The 19,871-nt window shown below is 48.3% G+C and carries 18 protein-coding genes and 1 pseudogene; 11 read left to right on the top strand and 8 right to left on the bottom strand.

Going from position 1 to position 19,871, the window contains the following annotated elements:
• Positions 1-332: 332 nt before the first annotated feature.
• The 7 genes from G8759_RS29840 to G8759_RS29870 all read left to right on the top strand — a co-directional run bounded on the left by G8759_RS29840 (position 333) and on the right by G8759_RS29870 (position 5,766).
• Positions 333-521, top strand: a complete 189-nt coding sequence (locus G8759_RS29840; RefSeq protein ID WP_167216544.1) for a hypothetical protein — start codon at positions 333-335, stop codon at positions 519-521.
• A gap of 30 nt (positions 522-551) precedes the next feature.
• A complete protein-coding gene (locus G8759_RS29845) occupies positions 552-1,031 on the top strand; it encodes a helix-turn-helix domain-containing protein (protein ID WP_167207802.1) in 480 nt (159 codons plus the stop codon).
• A gap of 20 nt (positions 1,032-1,051) precedes the next feature.
• On the top strand, positions 1,052-1,693 hold the full coding sequence (locus G8759_RS29850; protein WP_232073998.1) for an IS630 family transposase: 642 nt from the start codon (positions 1,052-1,054) through the stop codon (positions 1,691-1,693).
• A 285-nt stretch (positions 1,694-1,978) separates the two neighbouring features.
• The gene (locus G8759_RS29855) at positions 1,979-2,275 is read left to right on the top strand and encodes a transposase (protein ID WP_167216546.1); all 297 of its coding nucleotides are present in this window, start codon (positions 1,979-1,981) and stop codon (positions 2,273-2,275) included.
• A 17-nt stretch (positions 2,276-2,292) separates the two neighbouring features.
• Positions 2,293-3,114, top strand: a complete 822-nt coding sequence (locus tag G8759_RS29860) for an IS3 family transposase (protein ID WP_232074327.1) — start codon at positions 2,293-2,295, stop codon at positions 3,112-3,114.
• A 651-nt stretch (positions 3,115-3,765) separates the two neighbouring features.
• Complete coding sequence (locus tag G8759_RS29865) at positions 3,766-4,062, top strand: hypothetical protein (protein WP_167216548.1); 297 nt, start codon at positions 3,766-3,768, stop codon at positions 4,060-4,062.
• Between the two features lie 306 nt (positions 4,063-4,368).
• Positions 4,369-5,766: an FG-GAP repeat protein gene (locus tag G8759_RS29870; protein WP_317166739.1), complete on the top strand. Its 1,398-nt coding sequence runs from the start codon at positions 4,369-4,371 to the stop codon at positions 5,764-5,766.
• A 461-nt stretch (positions 5,767-6,227) separates the two neighbouring features.
• On the opposite strand, the gene G8759_RS29875 is transcribed toward G8759_RS29870, so the two are convergent.
• Positions 6,228-6,971 carry an SDR family NAD(P)-dependent oxidoreductase gene (locus G8759_RS29875; protein ID WP_167216550.1) on the bottom strand — a complete coding sequence of 248 codons (744 nt, stop codon included), beginning with the start codon at positions 6,969-6,971 and terminating at the stop codon, positions 6,228-6,230.
• Positions 6,972-7,076: 105 nt separating this feature from the next.
• Between G8759_RS29875 and G8759_RS29880 the strand changes: the two genes are divergently transcribed.
• The 4 genes from G8759_RS29880 to G8759_RS35725 all read left to right on the top strand — a co-directional run bounded on the left by G8759_RS29880 (position 7,077) and on the right by G8759_RS35725 (position 9,327).
• Complete coding sequence (locus G8759_RS29880) at positions 7,077-7,421, top strand: winged helix-turn-helix transcriptional regulator (RefSeq protein WP_167216552.1); 345 nt, start codon at positions 7,077-7,079, stop codon at positions 7,419-7,421.
• Positions 7,422-7,561: 140 nt separating this feature from the next.
• A complete protein-coding gene (locus G8759_RS29885; protein WP_167216554.1) occupies positions 7,562-8,407 on the top strand; it encodes an SDR family oxidoreductase in 846 nt (281 codons plus the stop codon).
• 338 nt (positions 8,408-8,745) lie between these two features.
• Positions 8,746-9,045 carry a Crp/Fnr family transcriptional regulator gene (locus G8759_RS35720; protein WP_197933055.1) on the top strand — a complete coding sequence of 100 codons (300 nt, stop codon included), beginning with the start codon at positions 8,746-8,748 and terminating at the stop codon, positions 9,043-9,045.
• Between the two features lie 12 nt (positions 9,046-9,057).
• Positions 9,058-9,327: a cyclic nucleotide-binding domain-containing protein gene (locus G8759_RS35725; protein ID WP_197933056.1), complete on the top strand. Its 270-nt coding sequence runs from the start codon at positions 9,058-9,060 to the stop codon at positions 9,325-9,327.
• Between the two features lie 67 nt (positions 9,328-9,394).
• Here G8759_RS35725 and G8759_RS29895 read toward each other — a convergent pair.
• The 7 genes and pseudogenes from G8759_RS29895 to G8759_RS29925 all read right to left on the bottom strand — a co-directional run.
• Positions 9,395-9,655: pseudogene (locus tag G8759_RS29895) on the bottom strand (sulfatase-like hydrolase/transferase); the annotation flags it as partial.
• A gap of 204 nt (positions 9,656-9,859) precedes the next feature.
• The gene (locus G8759_RS29900) at positions 9,860-11,281 is read right to left on the bottom strand and encodes a sulfatase family protein (RefSeq protein WP_167216558.1); all 1,422 of its coding nucleotides are present in this window, start codon (positions 11,279-11,281) and stop codon (positions 9,860-9,862) included.
• 25 nt (positions 11,282-11,306) lie between these two features.
• Entirely contained in the window at positions 11,307-12,776 is a 1,470-nt protein-coding gene (locus G8759_RS29905) for a RagB/SusD family nutrient uptake outer membrane protein (RefSeq protein WP_167216560.1), read from the bottom strand.
• A 24-nt stretch (positions 12,777-12,800) separates the two neighbouring features.
• The gene (locus tag G8759_RS29910) at positions 12,801-16,217 is read right to left on the bottom strand and encodes a SusC/RagA family TonB-linked outer membrane protein (RefSeq protein WP_167216562.1); all 3,417 of its coding nucleotides are present in this window, start codon (positions 16,215-16,217) and stop codon (positions 12,801-12,803) included.
• A gap of 10 nt (positions 16,218-16,227) precedes the next feature.
• Positions 16,228-17,238 (bottom strand): FecR family protein, encoded by a 1,011-nt coding sequence (locus G8759_RS29915; protein WP_167216564.1) that lies wholly within the window; start codon positions 17,236-17,238, stop codon positions 16,228-16,230.
• Positions 17,239-17,295: 57 nt separating this feature from the next.
• A complete protein-coding gene (locus G8759_RS29920) occupies positions 17,296-17,910 on the bottom strand; it encodes an RNA polymerase sigma-70 factor (protein ID WP_232073999.1) in 615 nt (204 codons plus the stop codon).
• A gap of 352 nt (positions 17,911-18,262) precedes the next feature.
• On the bottom strand, positions 18,263-19,654 hold the full coding sequence (locus tag G8759_RS29925) for a hypothetical protein (protein ID WP_167216569.1): 1,392 nt from the start codon (positions 19,652-19,654) through the stop codon (positions 18,263-18,265).
• Between the last annotated feature and the right edge of the window lie 217 nt (positions 19,655-19,871).

Raw genomic sequence — 19,871 nt, forward strand, 5'->3', positions numbered from 1 at the left:
TAGTATCGTTCAACCACCAACGGAATTAATTTAGAGTTAGTGTCTTTGGTGGCTTACAGACGTATATAAGGTTCAGGAAACGATTAGCCTGTAACTCTCAAGCCGGAGCCTTTATTGAGAATTCGGAGTAGTGACTCGATGGCCGATACCTTTAATAGCTGTCAAACCCAATCCGTCATAAACGTAGGGTTTGGATACAAGCGGAAAGCAACCCTGGTCTTTGGGGTTGCTTTTTTGTAAAAACGCCTGCGTTAACTAAAATGAAGTAGTAAATCTGTTACCTCTAAACCTTGACGGGTATCTATGCAGGTGAATCAATCTATAAACACTCGATGAAATCTGTTTACCTGCTCAACTATCTGAAGCGATTTATCCTACTGGTCTGCTTAATGGGGCTGCTCGTGTATTGCAAGAACGGATCACCCCAAGACATGATGCAACCCCCTACGGGTTCCTCCTCGGCCACACCAACCAAAGTGTGGGATAAAACCTTTGGTGGTACTAGTACTCTTCCAATTTAATGGTTAGATAAAAATAGCTACCTTTCCGACATGGGCCAAATCGCTAAACCGTTTGTGCTGTCGGAAGCCGATCTCACAACGCTTGACCAACTCGTTCGTAAAGGGAAAGACGCTGCCCGTAAGTTGACCCGAGCCAGAGCCTTGCAGTTTTCCCATCAGGGGCAACACCCACTACAGATTAGCCAATCGTTGGGTATCAGTCTGGCCACGGTCTTCAACTTGCGTAAACGCTTTCAGCAAGAGGGTTTGCAAAGAGCCATTGGTGAGAAAGCCCGACCCGGCCAACCCCGCAAAGTGACCCCCCAAGTGGAGGCTCATATCACTCAAATCGCCTGTAGTGAGGCTCCTGATGGGCGTACTCGCTGGACAGCAAGTCTGATTAATGAACGCTTAGTCAAACTCGAGATCCACATTGATGACGAGTCGGTACGTTTAGCCCTAAAAAAAGTAAGCTCAAGCCATGGCTCAAAAAGCAATGCCGGGCCGCCGGGCGGTGCATCGGGCAAGTAGATGGTGAATACTTGGCCAAAATGGAGAACGTTTTGGCCGTTTATAACCAGCTAACTCCACCAGGCCGAGCGCGGTTATGCTTTGATGAACGACCGTGTCAATTATTGGATGAGGTGATAGCAGCCCGACCCATTCAGCCGGGAAAATCCGCTAAAGAGGATAATGAGTATGTCAGAAAAGGAACGTGTGTGGTATTATTAGCTTATGATACGGACACAGGTCAACGCTACACTCAAGTGCGCAAGCAGCGCACAAAGGCCGATTATGCAGAGTTCATGCATCAGATAGTGACAACTTACTATGCTGATGTTGAATACATTGATTTGGTGCAGGACAATTTGAATACCCATAAATATGGTTCCTTTTATGAGCATTTACCGCTAGCCCAAGCCCGATTATTGAGTCGCAAATTGGTGTTTCATTATACCCCTAAGCATGGCTCTTGGCTGAACGCAGCGGAGATCGAATTTTCGGCATTGGCCCGCCAGTGCTTGAATCGGCGCATTGGCAGTCTGGAGGAATTGGAGCGGCAGGTCAGCTTTTGGGTCAGTGAGCGCAATCAACGTGCCGTTAAGGTGCATTGGAGTTTTACCCCAGCTACGGCTGAGGATAAACTCAATCGGTGGTATGAGCAAGTCAATCCAGCTAATAAGGTAGATTGATGTAAGGATTAAATTGGATGAGTACTAGTACTAATTATCTATACACTACGGTAGCCACCTCGGATGGCGGTTTTCTGCTAGGTGGCTATTCAAACTCCGGTCAGGATGGCAATAAGTCGGATCCCAGCCGGGGGAATAATGATATGTGGGTGGTGCAAATCAGATGACGACACCTGGCACCATCAACATTCCCGTTCAAAGTCGATGTGGCTTTTGCAAAAGCAGGGAATTCCTTTGATATGGTCCTGAATACCCGGACACGAAACTTACTTAACTTCGTGTACCATGAACCAATCCCAACGCCCCAAATGGAAGTATACCGACGAGTTTAAGGCCGATGTATTGCGGCTAGTCGCCAATGGTGAACCTATTATGGCCGTTGCCCGTAAGATGGGGATTAGCGACAGTCTAATTCACGCCTGGCGGAAAGCCAATGACAATCGGTCCGCCGAAGCGGGGGAAAAGAAAACCGATCAAAATCTTCAACAAGAAGTCGATAGCCTACGTAAGCAACTGCGGCAATCGGAGATGGAGCGCGAGATCCTAAAAAAAGCTGTGGCTATTTTCAGCCGACAAACCTGACGCTGACTTACCAGTTTATTCAGTTTGAAGAAACCAATTTTCCAGTACGACTACTCTGTAAAGTACTGAATGTCAGCAAGACTGCCTATTACACATATCGTAATGGAACCAAGTTCACTCCGTCAGAAAGCGATCTAGCCATGACCATAGCAATCGACAAGATTTTCTGGGAAAACTCCCGACGCTATGGCAGCCGTCGCGTGCTGGAAGTTCTGAAAGAACAGGGCGTAAAGGCTGGTCGACATCGGGTACGTCGTTTGATGCAAGAGCAGGACTGGCGGGCCATTCAGCCCCGTAGTTTCGTACCCAAAACGACTAATTCTAATCATGGTTTAACGGCTTGCCCCAACCGCTTAATCGAGTTTGGCAAACCTACTGCACCGAATCAGGCGTGGGTTGGCGATATTACGTATCTGCCTTTGACTGATGGACATTGGGCTTATTTAGCCAGTTGGATGGATCTATTTTCTCGTCGGATCGTGGGTTGGTGGGTCGACAAGCACATGAAAGAAAGCCTGATTGTGCAGGCCTTTGATCAGGCCCTCCAGCAACGTCAACCGAAGCCGGGTTTGATCGTCCACTCGGACCGGGGTGGTCAGTATTTCGGTCATTCTTTTCGGCAGCAGCTGGCTAAATGGCGGTGTCTACAAAGCATGGCGGAAGCTGATAATCCCTACCAAAATGCTCATGCCGAGTCGTTCTGGGGCCGCTTAAAAGCCGAGTTGCTGGAAGATGGATGTTTTATCAGCTTAGAAGATGCCCGTGCTGAGTTGTTTAATTATATTGAAGGCCACCGTGGCGCGGGTATTATAACGTCCGTAGGCTACACTCATCGTTAGGCTACCGTTCACCGATTGACTTTGAAAACCACTATTATCAAACTGTTTCTATTAAACTCTCATAAGTGAAGTGTCCGGCCAAACGGGACCACCCCACTTACCTAAAAGCCATTAGGTTTTAATTATTCCGTGCGTCAACTACCTCTATAGTAACACCGTCATACATCGTCAACAAATCATCTTTACAATATGTAGACTGTCTCCGGTGTTCTCACTCATAATCACACCTGTAATAAAAGGCGGCTCGGCTCACCTGGCTCTTTGGTTAACCCATTGGATTAGATTACCATCGCACAAAATGCTCGATTATTGACGTATTAGACCCCTAAAAACTCTCTTCGTCTTACGAAGGAGTGATTCATGAGAATCCTTAACTAAGATTATCAGTTTACGCAAAAGTTATTGCCAGGGATTAATTATAAAAGCTAATTGGATAGCAAATCACTTACAGATAAAGGAATCATCTCGTTCCATTTGCACCGAAGCGTCGACCTGATCATTTGGGCCACTGACCCTGGCAATCCGGTCGTGTCCCATGAGATGGGGCACTGACTCTTTCTTAAGCATCCTTATGATGAATCAATACCGGTTTCTCCCGGTTCAATTACCTATACCTGTCCGAGTGATACCTATAATGATGAGGTGGAGGATATGCCCCCCGTCCGCTTAGCAGATCCCATTCTGTTTGGTGATGTCTGCTCGCCCCAGGCTGAAACGACGATCAATAGTTGTACCGGACAGCCCTTCGGTGGTTTCATCCGGAATCTGGCGGGACCAAGCTGTATGAGTGTCCAGGCGGGGGTTTGGAGTGAAGCCAGTAGCTGGTCTTGCGGTCGCATTCCTACCAGTCAGGATAGGGTATCCTTACACCATATGATCACGATTCCTGCCTCCTATCAGGCCAAGGCTAACCAATTGATCTATTCCTCAAGCGGACGATTAAGGTAAGAATCAGGGGCTCACCTGTTCTTAAACAAGGAATAATGGCATATCCGACAATAAACGATCTGGATATCACCTAAATCCTTTTATTCTCAAGTAGGAGCATTTTTTGAGATGAAGTCAATAAACACTTGCTGGCTATCAACTTTCATGCTTTACTTCCCAAAGTACGAAACGAATTTTACCACCATAGCGACGTGTACCGTTGCTATAGCTCGACCCCATTACCTTTTCCCAAAAAAACCGCCTACTCGTAGAGCCAGAAAGGACTAATCCTTATCTTAGGAGATTACTACGTAAAACCAACCCTCGATGATGCGTACCCTTTACCTTTTATTGGCTTTCCTGCTCCCAGCTACCTTGTGGGCTCAGTTTGGCATTAGCGGCACCCCTAATTCCTCGGCGGTACTGGATCTCAGCAGCCCCAATAACGATAAAGCCTTTTACCCCCCTCGCCTGAGCACGGCCCAGCGGTTGGCCATCGTTGCTCCCCAAGTGGGCGCTTTGGTCTATGACCTGGATAAAAACACGCTGTATCTCTATGATGGTCAGAACTGGTTGCCCTTACTGGTTACCGGCCCCAACTCCTTACCCCCTACCAGCCGGACAGCCAGTGACGGGGCGGCTAATGACCGCTTCGGCTATAGCGTGTCCATCTCGGGGGATTATGCCATCGTGGGGGCGTATCAAAAAACCATTGGCAGTAACGCGGCTCAGGGGGCGGTCTATGTGTTTATGCGCTCGGGCAGTAGCTGGACCCAACAGCAGCAGCTAGTAGCCAGCGATGGGGCGACTAATGACTACTTCGGCTTTAGCGTAGCCATCTCAGGGGATTATGCCATCGTGGGGGCGCAGAACAAAACCATTGGCAGTAACTCGGGTCAGGGGGTGGCCTATGTGTTTACGCGCTCGGGCAGTAGCTGGACCCAGCAGCAGCGGCTGGTGGCCAGCGATGGAGCGTTTAATGACTACTTCGGCTTTAGTGTGGCCATCTCAGGGGATTATGCCATCGTGGGGGCGCAGAACAAAACCATTGGCAGTACCCCGACTCAGGGGGCGGCCTATGTGTTTATGCGCTCGGGCAGTAGCTGGACCCAGCAGCAGCGGCTGGTGGCCAGCGATGGGGCGATTTATGACCTCTTCGGTTATAGCGTGGCCATCTCAGGGGATTATGCCATCGTGGGGGCGTATCAAAAAGCCATTGGTGGTAAATCGGCTCAGGGGGCGGCCTATGTGTTTATGCGCTCGGGCAGTAGCTGGACCCAGCAGCAGCGGCTGGTGGCCAGCGATGGAGTGGATTTTGACTACTTCGGCGTTAGTGTGTCCATCTCGGGGGATTATGCCATCGTGGGGGGGCAGAACAAAACCTATGTGTTTATGCGCTCGGGCAGTAGCTGGACCCAGCAGCAGCGGCTGGTGGCCAGCGATGGGGCGGCTGCTGACCGCTTCGGCTATAGTGTGTCCATCTCAGGGGATTATGCCATCGTGGGGGCGTATCAAAAAACCATTGATGGTAAATCGGCTCAGGGGGCGGCCTATGTGTTTATGCGCTCGGGCAGTAGCTGGACCCAACAGCAGAAGGTTACCGACAGCAGCCCAGCTAATACCTATAATGGCTATTCGGTTGGTCTGTCTAACGGGACGTTTATTATTGGGGGGTATGGGTATCAGAGCGGACAAGGTAAGGTTAGTTTTGGCACGGTCAACTGATGGCTGGTGAGGTTGCTGCTGGGTTGGTGTTCAGCGAAGGCGAGCGTTGATGAAGCAATCGGCACTGGTTTGCCTAACCAGGAAGGGTCGTTCTCAATTAAGGCTGATACTAAGTAAATGCTGGTTTGTGATGTACTATCGCTATTCTGCCATTTCGTACTTTTTTATTTGAAGTACAAAAATCGGCACGAGTTTAGGCTTCCGCCCCCCCTTGAAACCCACTATTTGGGCATTTTGCCATGGATTTATTTTCGTACTTCCTGGCATAGTACGAAAGGTAGGCTGTGTCGCTTTAAACGCCCCATTTAAGAAGCAGATACATAAAAACTACTTCGTCTCAAGTAGGAGCGTATTTTGAGATTAATGTTTGGTCGGTTAGCACAAAATGGCCGGAAGCTTATTTGTCCTCCGGCCATGTCGAATTAGGTGGAAAGGCATTCTCAATGTATGCCAGCATTAGCTCACTTTAGCATATACTGCAAGGAGCCTCCATCAACGGCGATATCGGCTCCATTGATGTAACTGGCCGCTTCGGATGCCAGAAACAGCACCGTGCTGGCAACTTCTTCTGCCGTACCTAAGCGCTGAAGGGCATTCTTCGAGGCTAGGTAGGCTTGAGTTTCCTCAGGAGCTACCGAGTCCAGACCAGGGGTTTTTATAGGCCCCGGGCTAACAATATTCACCCGAATCTTTCGCTCTGCCAACTCATTGACCGCAATGTCGGCGATTTTATTGAGGGCAGCTTTCGTAGCCGAGTACACACTGTTGCCGGCGAAGGCGGCTGAAGCGACACCCGATGAGGTGAACGTCACCGACGAGCCATCCGCTAGGTGGGGCAGCAACTTTTGAAGCGTAAACAGGGGTCCTTTCACGTTCGTATTGAACTGGGCATCGTAATCCGCTTCCGTGATGTATTCGATCGGTGCCACTACGGCTGTAGCCGCATTCAGCAGCAGAACATCCAATTTTTTTTCGCTTTCCGCAACCGCCTTTTCCAGCACGGCAATGCCTTCTAGGCTTGAGGTGTCCGATACGACAGTTTTTAAATTTGGACTGTTGATCTGCTCAGCCGCTTCTTGCAATTTGTTTGCGTTTCTGCCCGTAATCCATACCGTGGCCCCTTCTTTGATAAATGCTTTGGCCGTTGCCAAGCCAATTCCCTGGCTTCCGCCGGCTATAACTATGTTTTTATTTGCGAATTTCATGGTTAATAATTTTTATTATTTACTCCGCAAACATAGCCTTTGTTGGTTTATTTTCGTTACTTTGTTACCAAAAGTAACAGTATATTTGAGGTAACTAAGTAACTGATGATGGAAGCAAAATGCCACAAACGGGATCTGATGGCTATCCATGACGCCATGGATATCTTGAATGGGAAATGGAAAATCTCCATTCTCTCCACCTTGTGCTATTACGAAGAGAGACGGTTTTCTGAAATCCTAAATGACCTTACTGGAATTTCGAATAAACAACTAAGCAAGGAATTGAAGGAACTGGAGCTGAATAAGCTCGTTAAACGGACCGTGTTAGACACCCAGCCTGTGACGGTTCACTATACCCTAACCGAATACGGCTGGTCGTTACAGGGCCTGATTAATTACCTGGCCGATTGGGGAAAAAAACACCGTGAGGTCATTTTCAGCGCGGTGTAAACCCAGGGTTTTAGCAACAATTGATTTTTACCAAGGCTTGGCCAACTTAATTAGCCCTCTACAGGTTTAGGGTACCGAGAAACCTTCCCCCTGGGAAGCCTGGTTGTCAATTTATTTCCATTAACCATCATTCCTGGCTCATGCCTACTATTTTTATAACCGGTGCTTCAGCAGGCTTGGGTAAAGCTACCGCCAACTTGTTTGCCGCCCGGGGCTGGCAGGTTATAGCAACCATGCGTCATCCCGAAGAGGAAACCGAGCTGACACAACTGCCCGGTGTTCACCTGCTGCCCCTCGACGTAACCGATCCGGTAGCCATTGAATCGACTGTGCAACGCGCGCTTAGCTTGTCTGCAGTCGATGTCGTGTTCAACAATGCAGGTTATGGCCTCATCGGCGCCCTGGAAGCACTCTCCGACGAACAGATAACTCAGTTGGTTAATACTAATCTGCTGGGCGTAATCCGGGTTACCAAAGCCTTTCTGCCGCACTTGCGGCAGAAAAGATCCGGCTGTATCATTAACACCACCTCCATTGGTGGTCTGATTGCGTTCCCACTCTACTCGATTTACCACGCCACCAAGTGGGCCGTTGAAGGCTGGAGCGAGAGTATGTCCTTTGAATTGGCACAGCATAACATCCAGATTAAAACGGTTTCACCCGGCGGCATAGCCACCGATTTCACCGGCCGCTCGCTGGTGGTGGCCGACCATGAGGCTTATCGCTTTCTCTTGCAAAAGCTATTAAGTGGCCAGGCTAATGTGCAGTTCTCCTCTCCCGAAGCGATTGCTGAAGTAATCTACCAGGCTGCCACGGATCAGACGGACCAACTCCGTTACCCAGCTGGAGCTGACGCGATAGCTACTTACGCGCACCGGCTAAGCGTTGGCCCTGAAATCTTTCGGCAGGAGGTGGCCAGCCGCTTTGCTTCGGATCAGGAAGCTAGTTTAGGCACGCTGAGTGCGGGTAAAAACAACGGTAGTTAGCGCACTGGTGATCCAGGCCGACTTCCGATCCATATGGAAGGCGATAATGGATAGAGCAAGCGGACTAGTGGCCAGGGACTTCCAGCATTTAAAACAAAGGGGGTATATGTGCAAAGGACACTGTGTAAATGCTTCCTTAATTCATTTCCAGGAGCGATTCATAAGACAATGCTTTTTACTAGCTGTCCAATGCTACCAATCGCAAGCGATAACAGACTTCAGGGGCATAAATTCAGTTCTCGGCAATCCTTGCGAAGGACGTCAATTTAGTTCTGTATTGCTTAACCTACTAACTGTTTTTGATTACCTGATTAGATTCTAAGATCCGGGAGGCTCCCATGTATGATATCCTTTTTTCCTACATTCAACAGTTCAATTCCGCACCGATTACAGCGGACGAGAAAGAGCGGTACAGAGCCGCTTTTTCGCCATTCAAACTAAGAAGAAAGCAATATTTTCTTCAGGAAGGCAATCGGTGTTACTCCTTCGCATTTATCATCAAAGGGGCCATGAGGCAGTTTACCATTGACGAGAAAGGTGCCGAACATAGCGTCCGCCCTGGCATCGAGAACTGGTGGATGGGCGACCGGGAAAGCTATGTAATGAACACGCCGAGCGTTTATAATATAGATGCCTAGTAAAATACCGGAATGCTCCTGCTCAGCAGGCAGAATGCACTTGACCTGTCGACAATACCAGGCTTCAGCCATATGTTGCATCAACTCGACAAAAAGAACAACATGGCCAACCAGCGCAGGATCACCGCGGCAATCGGTGCCTCGGCAGAGAAACGCTATAGGGAGTTCGCAGCCTGTTATCCAGAACTACTGGGACGTTTCCCTCAACATATCATTGCTTCCTATGTTGGCTTTACTAAGGACACGTTGAGCCGCCTAAAAAACAAGCACGTTAAGTACTAACTGACTATACTTCAACTATTCACATGCAATTATAGTACACCCAGGTCTACTTTTTTTTCGATGCCTGAAGTGTTCGCATGTGCTGCGTACCAATAGAGGTCTGGTACATCCCCGTAATGATGGACGAGCGACTGGGTGCGCACACACCCGCTGTCGTATAGGCATGGGTATAGCAAATGCCTTCGGCTGCCAGTTGGTCAATATTAGGAGTTTTGACTTCGTTGTCACCGTAACAACTGAGGTGAGGGGACATATCCTCGCAGGTAATCCAGAGAATGTTGGGTTGAGTTGGCGCAGATTGATAGGCTAAACGTTTCATAAACGACATCGCCAGGCTTTCACTCAATAACAGGATGACAATCACTGTTTTCTGCATAACTATCACACGTAAAAGGAGCGTTAAAAGAGAAAAAAACCCTAATTCACTTAGATCAGGGCTTTTTATTGAAACTCAAGCGGCTTTCGAAACAAAGCGACCTTTCCTAACCCATACCTGTTTCCTTTAGCGAACGGTCTTTATCCGATACGGCTCTTAATTCTGCTTTTGCGGACTGGGAAGAACCTTCTCAATTTCTGAAGGCGGAAGGGTAAAGGAAGTTTTCTGCTTTTCGTATTCTTTGGTCAAATCCGCCACAATGTCGGGATAGTCTTTGGCCAGGTCGTATTTTTCACTGGGGTCATTATCAATATTGTAGAGTAACGGAGTCGCGTGTACGTCTGGGGCTGCTGGTGAATAGGATGCGTGGGTCAGGAAATGGGCTTTCCAGGAGCCTTTACGGATCGCAAAAACCTGCTCATTCAGGTAATACGGCAGCATTTCCCGAGCCTTTTCTTGTTGACCAAATAGCACACCGGACTGGTCAATTCCATCCAGTATCCGATCTTTGGGCAAACTTGCTTTTGCCACCGCAGCAATCGTAGGAAGCAGGTCCATATTGCTCATAAGGGCTGTACTGGTCACGTTTGCTTTAATTTTGCCTGGCCACCAGGCAATACCCGGAACGCGCATTCCGCCTTCGTAGGTGGAATTTTTACCTTCAAAGAGAAGCCCTGCCGAGCCACCGTGATCCTTTTGCACAAGCCAGGGACCATTGTCACTGGTGAAAAAAACAAGCGTGTTCTGATCCAGTTTAAGTTCCTTCAGTGTCTTCAGTATTTGCCCCACACTCCAGTCTAATTCCGCAACAACATCACCATACAAACCCCGAGGGCTTTTCCCTTCGAAATCGGGCGAGGCATACAGGGGCGTATGGGGAAAGTTACTGGCGTAATACATCAGGAACGGTTTGTCTTTGCTCCGTTTGATGAATTGAATGACCTCATCGGTATAGCGTTTAGTCAGAAAATGCTGATCCGGCTCTTCTTCAATGATGGTTTCATTTTTGTACAGGGGCAAAGCCGGAGCGTTTGCACGAGGACCGGGCGGTATGCCATAAACGCCCGCTTTACTTGTCGTAAAGACTTTCCCCATGTCATTGGAATAGGGCGTACCAAACCAGTAATCGAAGCCCTGCCGGGTCGGTAAAAACTCCCGCAAATGGCCAAGGTGCCACTTACCAACCAATCCGGTTGCATAGCCTTTCTCCTTTAGCATCTCGGCGACGGTTACTTCGCTCAGAGGCAATCCACTGGCCGAATTCTGCCGGAATACATCCCCTTTACCGTACACACCCGTGCGAGCCGGAAGCCGACCGGTGAGCAGGGCTGCCCGGCTGGGTGTACAAACGGCGGCTCCGGAGTAAAACTCTGTGAAGCGCATGCCTTCGACGGCCATTCGGTCCAGATTGGGCGTCGAAATAGTTGGGTGACCATAACACCCCAAATCGCCATAGCCTAGGTCGTCGGCCAGGATGACAATAATATTAGGGGCTTTCTGCGATTGAGCCAGCATCGGAAAGCCCGAAAGTACCAGGAGAAGGCTTCCAAAAAAACGTACGTTAAGACGATGAATCATGTGTTGAAGTAAATTAAGGTGGTGTTTAATAGCCTGGATTCTGATCTTCCGGGGCAATATCCGGATTGTTATCAATCTCCTGCTTGGGAATCGGCATCAGCAAGACCGAATTTGGGATGTCGATACCTTTGGCTGCTTTAATGACCGACTTAGCGGTGCCCGTACGGACGAGATCATACCAGCGTTTACCTTCCGCAATAAATTCATAAGCCCGCTCTTTGAGGACTAACTCCCGAAAACTGGCCGTTGTCTGACCAGTTAATGTAAAATCGACCGGTGAAGGGCTTCCCGGCGCTAAGCCATAGGCCCTTCGGTGAACCATATTCAGTCGTTCCAGCGCCAGCGCTGTTGGGTCCTGACTGGCCTGGCTAGCCGCTTCTGCATAAATTAGCAAGGCATCGGCGTAGCGGTAGATTGGAAAATCGTTGCCACTGGCTTGGGAGGCAGGCGCTCCGGTATCTTTAAATTTACCAAATCGAATCGGTTGGGAAGCGCTGTTGGCGACAATAGTACCTGCTTTGTTAGGTCCAGCCGTATACAGATTATACCCTTTCCGTAAATCCGCATCAGCCCAGTCCCGTAGGAGTGGGTAGGTTGGAAAACCAAAGAACGTACCGAAACCGTTTATGGCCCAGAGACTAGTGGGCAGGTGATAAAATTGCGGCAGCGCGGAGCCGGCGGCTACACTCCTTTGGAATTTAATGGAGAAAATCTCTTCGGATGTGGTGACAACGCCAGCGCCAAAAATGTTCTCAAAATCAGCAGACTGCTTTATAGTAACCAGTGAGTAAGCTGCCGACGCAATAACCTCCTCGGCTTTATCGCGGGCATTAGCCCATTGCTCCCGCACTAAATAAATATCCGCCAGCATCGTTTTTGCCGAGCCAGAGGTAGGTTTACCGGCAAGCGATTGTGTCAGGGGCAGGCTGGTCTCAGCTAGTTTCAAATCGGCAATAATCTGGGCATAAACAGTTTCGACGGCTTCGCGCTTGCCACCAACAGCCATCAGATCCTGCGTTGGTTGAGTCCGAACAGGGACTCCACCGAAGTTTTTTACGAGATTATAATAGGCCAGCGCCCGTAGAAAATAGGCCTCACCCAGTAACTGTTTCTTTTGCGTTTCGTCCATCGAAATAGCGGGAATGTACTTTAGTGCCAGGTTGGCCGCATCGATGGTTTTGTAAAAGCCCGCCCAAAACTGATCCGTTACGGCAATGATGGGTGTCGTAATCTGATACTGCGACATAGGAATGTAAAATCCCTGCCCGGATGCATAATCCTCAAGTGCGGTCGTATGAGCCAGATACCGGAAACCGTATAACGTAGTGGTATGGAGCGTACTGGATACCGCACTGATTGCCGAGTTGGCATCAGCAGCCGTTTTGTAAAAGTTCGTTGTAGCCAACAAACTTTCGGGCTTTTCGATTAGTATTTCCTTACAGGAAAAAGTCAGCAGACTCGTACTGAGTAAACAGAATATAATATTTTTTTTCATGGCTTGTTTGCAGAAAAATTGCGTTTAGAGACCAATACGGGCACCAATCGTGTAGGCACGGGCGGAGGGGTAGCCGGTTTGGTCGATGCCTACCGAAATAGAGGAAGCCCCTCCCAACGTATTGACCTCCGGGTCATACCAGGAGTACTTGGTAAAGGTGAGCAGATTCTGTCCACTCACGTAGAGTTGCGCACTGCGGAGCCATTTCAAACTCCATTTGGTTGTTGGCAGGTTGTAGGCCAGTTGGATATTTTTCAGGCGCAGGAAGGACCCATCCTCCACAAATCGATTCGACTCCTTAAAGGATGTACTGGCGCTGATCTTCGGATAGTTGGCATTGGGATCAGGGCTAGCCGCTTTCCAGTGATTATCGAAGACTTCTTTGATCTGGTTTTCGCCAAAATACATGCTACTGGCCTGACTGGTCAAATTGGCATTGAAAATATCCCCACCCTGTTTCCCCAGCCAGAACATTGTAAGGGTAAAATCCCTGACGGAAATGTTTGTGTTGAAGTTATACAAAAAATTGGGGTTCGGATTGCCGATAATGGTCTTATCGGCCAGGGTAATGGCCCCATCCCCATTCAGGTCCTGGTATTTAATAGCCCCTTTTTCGTCCAGCCCCTTTTCCAGATACCCATAGAAAACTCCAACGGGCTGGCCAACGCGGATCAGGTTAACGGCTACCGACAGTGGCTGTTGCAGGAGTGTGCCAAACACATCACTTCCGCCTGCGAGTTGTACTACTTCGTTGCGATTCCGGGTAAAATTGACGTTTAAATCCCACTTGATGGCTTTTGTATTGATCAGGTTGGCATTTAACCCCAACTCGATGCCGCTGTTACGAATTTGTCCGATATTTTGGATGGTACTGGTGTAACCGGTTGATTGTTGAAGCGGTACGGTGGCCAGTAGATCACGCGTGTTTTTCTGGTAGTAATCGAGGGTCAAGGAGAACCGGTTTCGTAAAATGGCAATGTCCAAACCCGCGTTAAATTGACCAGTCGATTCCCATTTCAGATCTGGATTGACCAGCAAAGAACCTGTTAACTGACCCACATAAAGCTGATCATTATAGACCGTATTGACGGGGCTTAAAGTAAATAGCGTCTGGTAGGGCAAAAGAGCGGTGTTACCTGTGATCCCGTAAGAAAGACGAAGTTTTAGGTCTGAAATGGTCCGTAAATTCTGGGCGAATGGCTCATCGATGATGCGCCAGCCAAAGGCCGCTGAGGGGAAGTAGCCCCATTTGTTATTGACGCCAAAGCGGGATGAACCATCTGCCCGAATACTGCCCGTGAGCAGATACCGACTTTTATAGGAATAGTTGGCGCGGGCCAGATAGGAGAAAAGTGCCCATTTGTAGGATGTGCTGATTGGTATACCTGGATTGCTCCCTACGCCGATACTCTCCGATTCCAGCCCTTCGTAATTGAAGCCGGTGGAACTGGTTGCAAACGAACGGCTTTTTTCCTGCTGATACGTAATACCCCCCAATAGCGTTAACTCGTGATTGGCTGGAAGTTTAGGGATATACGTAGCCGTATTTTCATTCAGGATATTGGCCCGACTGCCGTAGGTAATAGTTGCTGAACCGGCGGGTGTCGTTGAAATTACAGCCGGGGAATAAAAATCGCCCCGGATCGAGCTATTCTCGATACCAATCGATGAGCGTAGAGTGAGGTTTTTAATGGGCTCATAACTAACCGCGGCACTGGTCAGGATATAGACTTCGTTGTTTTTCTGGTGCCGAGCTTCAGCCAGCGCCAGCGGATTCTCCAGGCTGTTAGGACTGAACGCATAGGGCTTCACGTAACTGTAATTACCCACATTATCATAGGGGGCAATAGTGGGCGGGGAGCCCAGCGCAGCCGATATCACCGTATTTCCTTTTTGTCCGTTGTCATTCAACAACTGAGAGCGATCCGTATTGGTCAGTACCGCATTATAGAACAGGCGGACTTTGTCGCCCAGTTTCTGATTCAGATTGACCCGGAAATTTTCCCGCTGGTAGTTCGATCCACGTAATATGCCCTGTTGCCCAAAATAATTGCCCGACACCGCATATTGCGTATTCTCATTTCCTCCCGTTACCGACAGGGTATGATTTTGCATCGGTGCTTTGCGGAAGATAACATCTTGCCAGTCTGTACCCTGACCGAATGAATTAATTTGTTCAGGGGTAAAATAGGCAGGAAAGCCATCATTGGTGGCCCGCTCGTTGGCTAACGTAGCAAACTCCTGAGCATTCATCAGGTTTATTTTTTTGTTCACCTGCTGCACGGCATAATAACTATCCAGCGATATCTGGGTTTTGCCCGCTTTACCGCGTTTGGTCGTAATGATGATAACGCCATTCGCCCCTCTGGAGCCATAGATAGCCGTTGCCGAGGCATCTTTCAGGACCTCCATTGATTCAATATCGTTTGGACTGATGGCGTTTGGCGCACCCGACAAAGCAAAGCCATCCACGACGTACAGCGGTTCGTTACTGCCTTGCAGTGAGTTACCGCCCCTGATACGTACACTCAGGGTTGTGCCGGGTTCGCCCGAGTTCTGTAAGACCTGTACACCAGGAGTTCTCCCCTGTAGTCCCTGAACAGCATTAATGGTTGGATAGGCCGTCAATTCTTTGGCCGACACCGAACCCAGCGAGCCAGTAATGTCACTTTTCTTCACAGTTCCATATCCCACAACGACGACTTCAGAAAGGGTTTTATTATCGGGTATTAATTGAATATCGATCGTCGACTTCGTACCGATAGCGATTTCCTGAGACATGTATCCCACCAGCGAAAAAACCAAGGTAGCATTCCCCCCTTCCGGAATATTCAGTTTAAATTTCCCATCGACGTCCGTTGTGGTTCCCCTGGTTGTCCCTTTCAAGAGCACATTGACACCCGGTAGTCCAGCCTTGTTTTCGTCGATTACCTGCCCACCAATGGCCTGGTCAGTTGCTTGTAGATTCCGCTCCGAGACTACATTAATTAGGCCTGGCTTTGAGTTGACATCTGTTGCCTCCAGACTGGTCAGTGAGCCTGTGGCACTTACACCTGGCAAGCCAATTATACTCGTAGACAAACTTTTATCTACCCGATGCCCGGTTATTAAATAAGCGCCGTTTTTTACTTTACGATAACGGAGCCCGGTATTTTTGAGAACCATTTTCAGGTTTTCTTCCAGATCGACTTTCTGATCGATAATGTTAGTTGGTACGACCAGGCCCCGTACGAGCTGATCGCCATACAGGATATCTACCCCGAAAAGTTGTTTGAGATCTTTCAGGGCGTCGGTTAATAATCGTGTCGTATTTTCGGTAGCTCTGGCAGGCGAATGAATCGGCTGCGGGGCAGAAAAGGGCAAAGCAGTAGCTGATTGACCGGATAAGGTCAGACAAACTACCAGCCCCATAGTTGGTAGGCCAGTAAAACAGGAAAGCATAAAAGAAGGGTTAAATAGGTTGGGGAGCCAGCAGCACTTTGTCGCCCTGCCGGGTAATCCGAATGTTTAAGGCTTCGGCAATAATGGACAATAAGTCATCCGCGCTTTGAGCTGGATAGGCTCCTGATAAGGTCAGTGCTGCCGTTTCAGGATCGGAAATTTCCAGACTCATACCAAAATTTTCCTGGAACAGATACGTAATTTCCTTGAGTGAAGTCTCCTCAAAGACGTACCGATGATCCCGCCAGGCCGCATAGTTAGCGGGTTGCGGGATTGGCTTCAGACGAGCAACCCCATTGCGTTTCAGGTTAACCAGATCACCTGGTTTCAGGGTTACCTGTTGTTCGCCCTGGCCTGCCTGCTGATAATGAAGTTCAACCTTCCCTCGCTGCAACACAACCTGCGTCCCCCGAGGTCGGGCATACAATGTGAACTCTGTACCCAGCACGACAACATCGGCCCCATTGCCGGTTTTGACCACAAAGCGTTGATTGTTAATCATGTGTGTAACCGAAAATAAAGCTTCACCATCCAGCCAAACCTGGCGGGTTTCGCGTCCGAAACCAAACCGGGGTACTCGTAATGTGGAGTTAGCATTGAGCGTTACCTGACTGCCATCTTCCAGTTGAACGACGCGCGTCTGACCATACGCCGTTTCGTAGGTTTGATTCAGTAGTTGCTGCCGAAACGTAAAGCTGCCCACCATGATGGCTACGGAGGCCGCTACTGCCCAAAGCAGCCAGTTTCGGCGTGTAGGCGTAGGTAACGTCATACGTATAGCTTCACCTGCTTGCACGTCCGCTGGGCGATCAGTGGTTAAAAAATTGGTATAGCTAGTTAGCGCGCTTTGCTGATCGGCTACGTACTGCAAATGAGATTGCTCCCATTCTTCGAGCCATTCATAAAATAGTTCTTCATGGCGAGGATCTTCACACCATTCATCGATCAGCTTCCGCTGCAAGGTAGTTGCCTTGCCCGCAAATGAGTCGAAAATGAGTTGTTTATTGACGAGTTGATTCATGTCCAGGTGTATTTAGTAGGATGACACATTTGGTGTTGGAAAACCCTTAAATACAGATTAGAAAAAATCAACTAATACACTGATGCTCAAGAGAAACCAGCGACCTCTCAATGACTCCCGCAGCGAATGACTGGCCAGCCTGATCTGTACTTCAATCGTTCGCACCGAAAGGCTAAGCTCACTGGCAATTTCTCCGTATTTCTTTCCTTCGAAGCGGTACATCAGGTAAATGCGTCGACGCTGTACAGGCAAGGACTCGATCGCTTTTTCTACATCCTGATAGAGTTCATCATACTGGGTGATGGCATCTGGTTGCTGGTCCTCCTTTGTTGCCTGATACTGAGCTTCCTCCAGCGATACATCTCGTTGGAATGTCTGCCGAATGTAATTATAGGCCTGATTCCGAATGGTTTTATAGAGATAAGCCCGGTAAGAAGTGGTAATGGTACTGAAAATCTGTTGTTCATAAAACTGACAGAACATATCTGCGACCAGGTCCTCAGCAACAGCTTTTGACCCCACAAAACGCACAGCATGGCTGCAAAGGGCGACATAATGCTGCCGAAAAAGCAACTCACAACCCAACCGGGCATCGGTTTTGAACGTTCGGCGGATAAACAGCTCTTTATCGGTAGCCAACGGCTTCAGCTCATCTGGTGATGATGCGTCCATAGTCGATAAAGGTACTGATTCGGTCACTGCGTAAGTTTGCCAGGTACTGATTAGTTGCATGTTCTATTTGATTAATCGTATGCTCACTAATAACCATTCTAACTTAATGACACATTTGCCCGTCCAAAACCCTTAAGACAAACAGGATATTTTCAGTAAAAATTTTCACCCTATGACGAGTTTATTATAAATAAGCCTTTAAATGTTGCTGTAAGAGAATTTTATAAAAGTGTTTGATAGGTCATGCAATCGAAAGTATCTCAATGACGTCAACCAAAATCGAACAATAGAGCCAGTCAGATCAATTTACAGACTCCTTTCAGCTTTTGCCTGGCGTGTTGGTAAGCTACTTTTATTGACTTAACTCGAGACTAGCTCCTTGCTGCCATTTCAGTTGAACAGGTAAATCATAGATAATCCGACGGGCAGCGGCCACAACGTTTTGTGGCAAAACAACTTCGTGTTTTACGTGTACGATATCAGCGCTGGTCGGTATCTGCCCACACGACCATGTTGATGGATCATTCCAGTTGCCATCATGAACCGAGTAAAGCTCTCCCGTGCAGACTGGGCCAAGCTTAACGATCCAGGCAGAAAGGTCCGTATTCGTTTTCCCCTGCACATCGCCATCGGTGGAATTAGTGGTACCAACCAGCAAATAACCTCCATCGTTACTGGCAACCGCACTATTGATAACTTCTGACGATGAGCCACCTAACTTCTTAAGCCAGCCCTGATTTTGATTCATTAGATTTTGTAACCGTAAATCGCCGGCCCGTTCATTTACCACATCAATGATGGTATGGTTAGCTAAGCCTGCCACAATAAATGATTTCGTACTACTGACTCGATCTGACTGGTTAAAAGCATCGCTTATTTCTCCGGTGGGCCCGATTATAATTGTCCGTGTTCCTGTCGGCGCTAATGGTCCAATAGCTATAAATGAATCGCCTGCATAGGGATTACGAATAACATCATCTAACACATTTCCACCTAAATTTTTTTTCCAAACCGCATCAAGTTGCTGATTCAGTTTAGCAGCGAAGGCCGTGATAGTTAGATCAGCTCCTCTATTTGACCCCACCAGCAAATAATTCCCATCGCCAGTCTCAATAACTCGCTTTGCTATTGTTATGGGACTCGTACTATTTCCATAGTCATTATTTATGGACTTAGTGATTGTATTGTTCCCATAAGCATCAAACTTATAGACATCACATTGTGTACCGTTGCGCCCAAACTGGGTAGAACCTAATACAAAAAAACCGCCATCAGAAGTATAAATCAGATCAGCGAATGATCGAGTCAGCGAACTTGTGATATCCATATAATCTACAAATGATTTCATCCATTGAATTACGCCATCAGCGTTCAGACGTACCAGCGACCATCTATACTTGCTGTAAACCAGAACAGCAAAACCTCCATCTGGAGTAGCGGTTATATAGGTGGGTGTATTACTGTTGGATGGAAACTCAGGTGAGGGAGGAATAGAAGTTTGCCACAGCGTACTGCCTGATTCCGACAATCTCATCACACTGCCGTAAGAGATGGCATAGCCATCACTACTGGCCCGGGTAATTTGTAAGGGATAAGCAGTGTAGGCGGGGCCGAGTATGCGTTGCCATTGAATGGCAGGAGGTTGAGCTGTTTGTGCCTTTGTGGGCAGAGTTATGGAAAGCGGCAGACATAGCCAATAAATACCGGCTAGAACTCGGTATTTGTTCCTTATAAATCGAATCATTACGAGTGATGGCAGCCTTTTCTGGCTATCGATGAGTGTTGTAATACGGGAAAAGATAAAGGACTGGAGTGGACTCTCCCTAAACCAGTTGGTTTAGCGGCTTAATTTTACAGATTATAGCAGGCATAGCAAAATGTAGTTATTATTCGGTATGTTGTATACATTAATCACTTGTGCTTATCTCGTAGCGTATAGGCCAAGGCGTTATGAACAAAGG

It is taken from the genome of Spirosoma aureum, assembly GCF_011604685.1.
In the GTDB taxonomy this organism is placed as follows: domain Bacteria; phylum Bacteroidota; class Bacteroidia; order Cytophagales; family Spirosomataceae; genus Spirosoma; species Spirosoma aureum.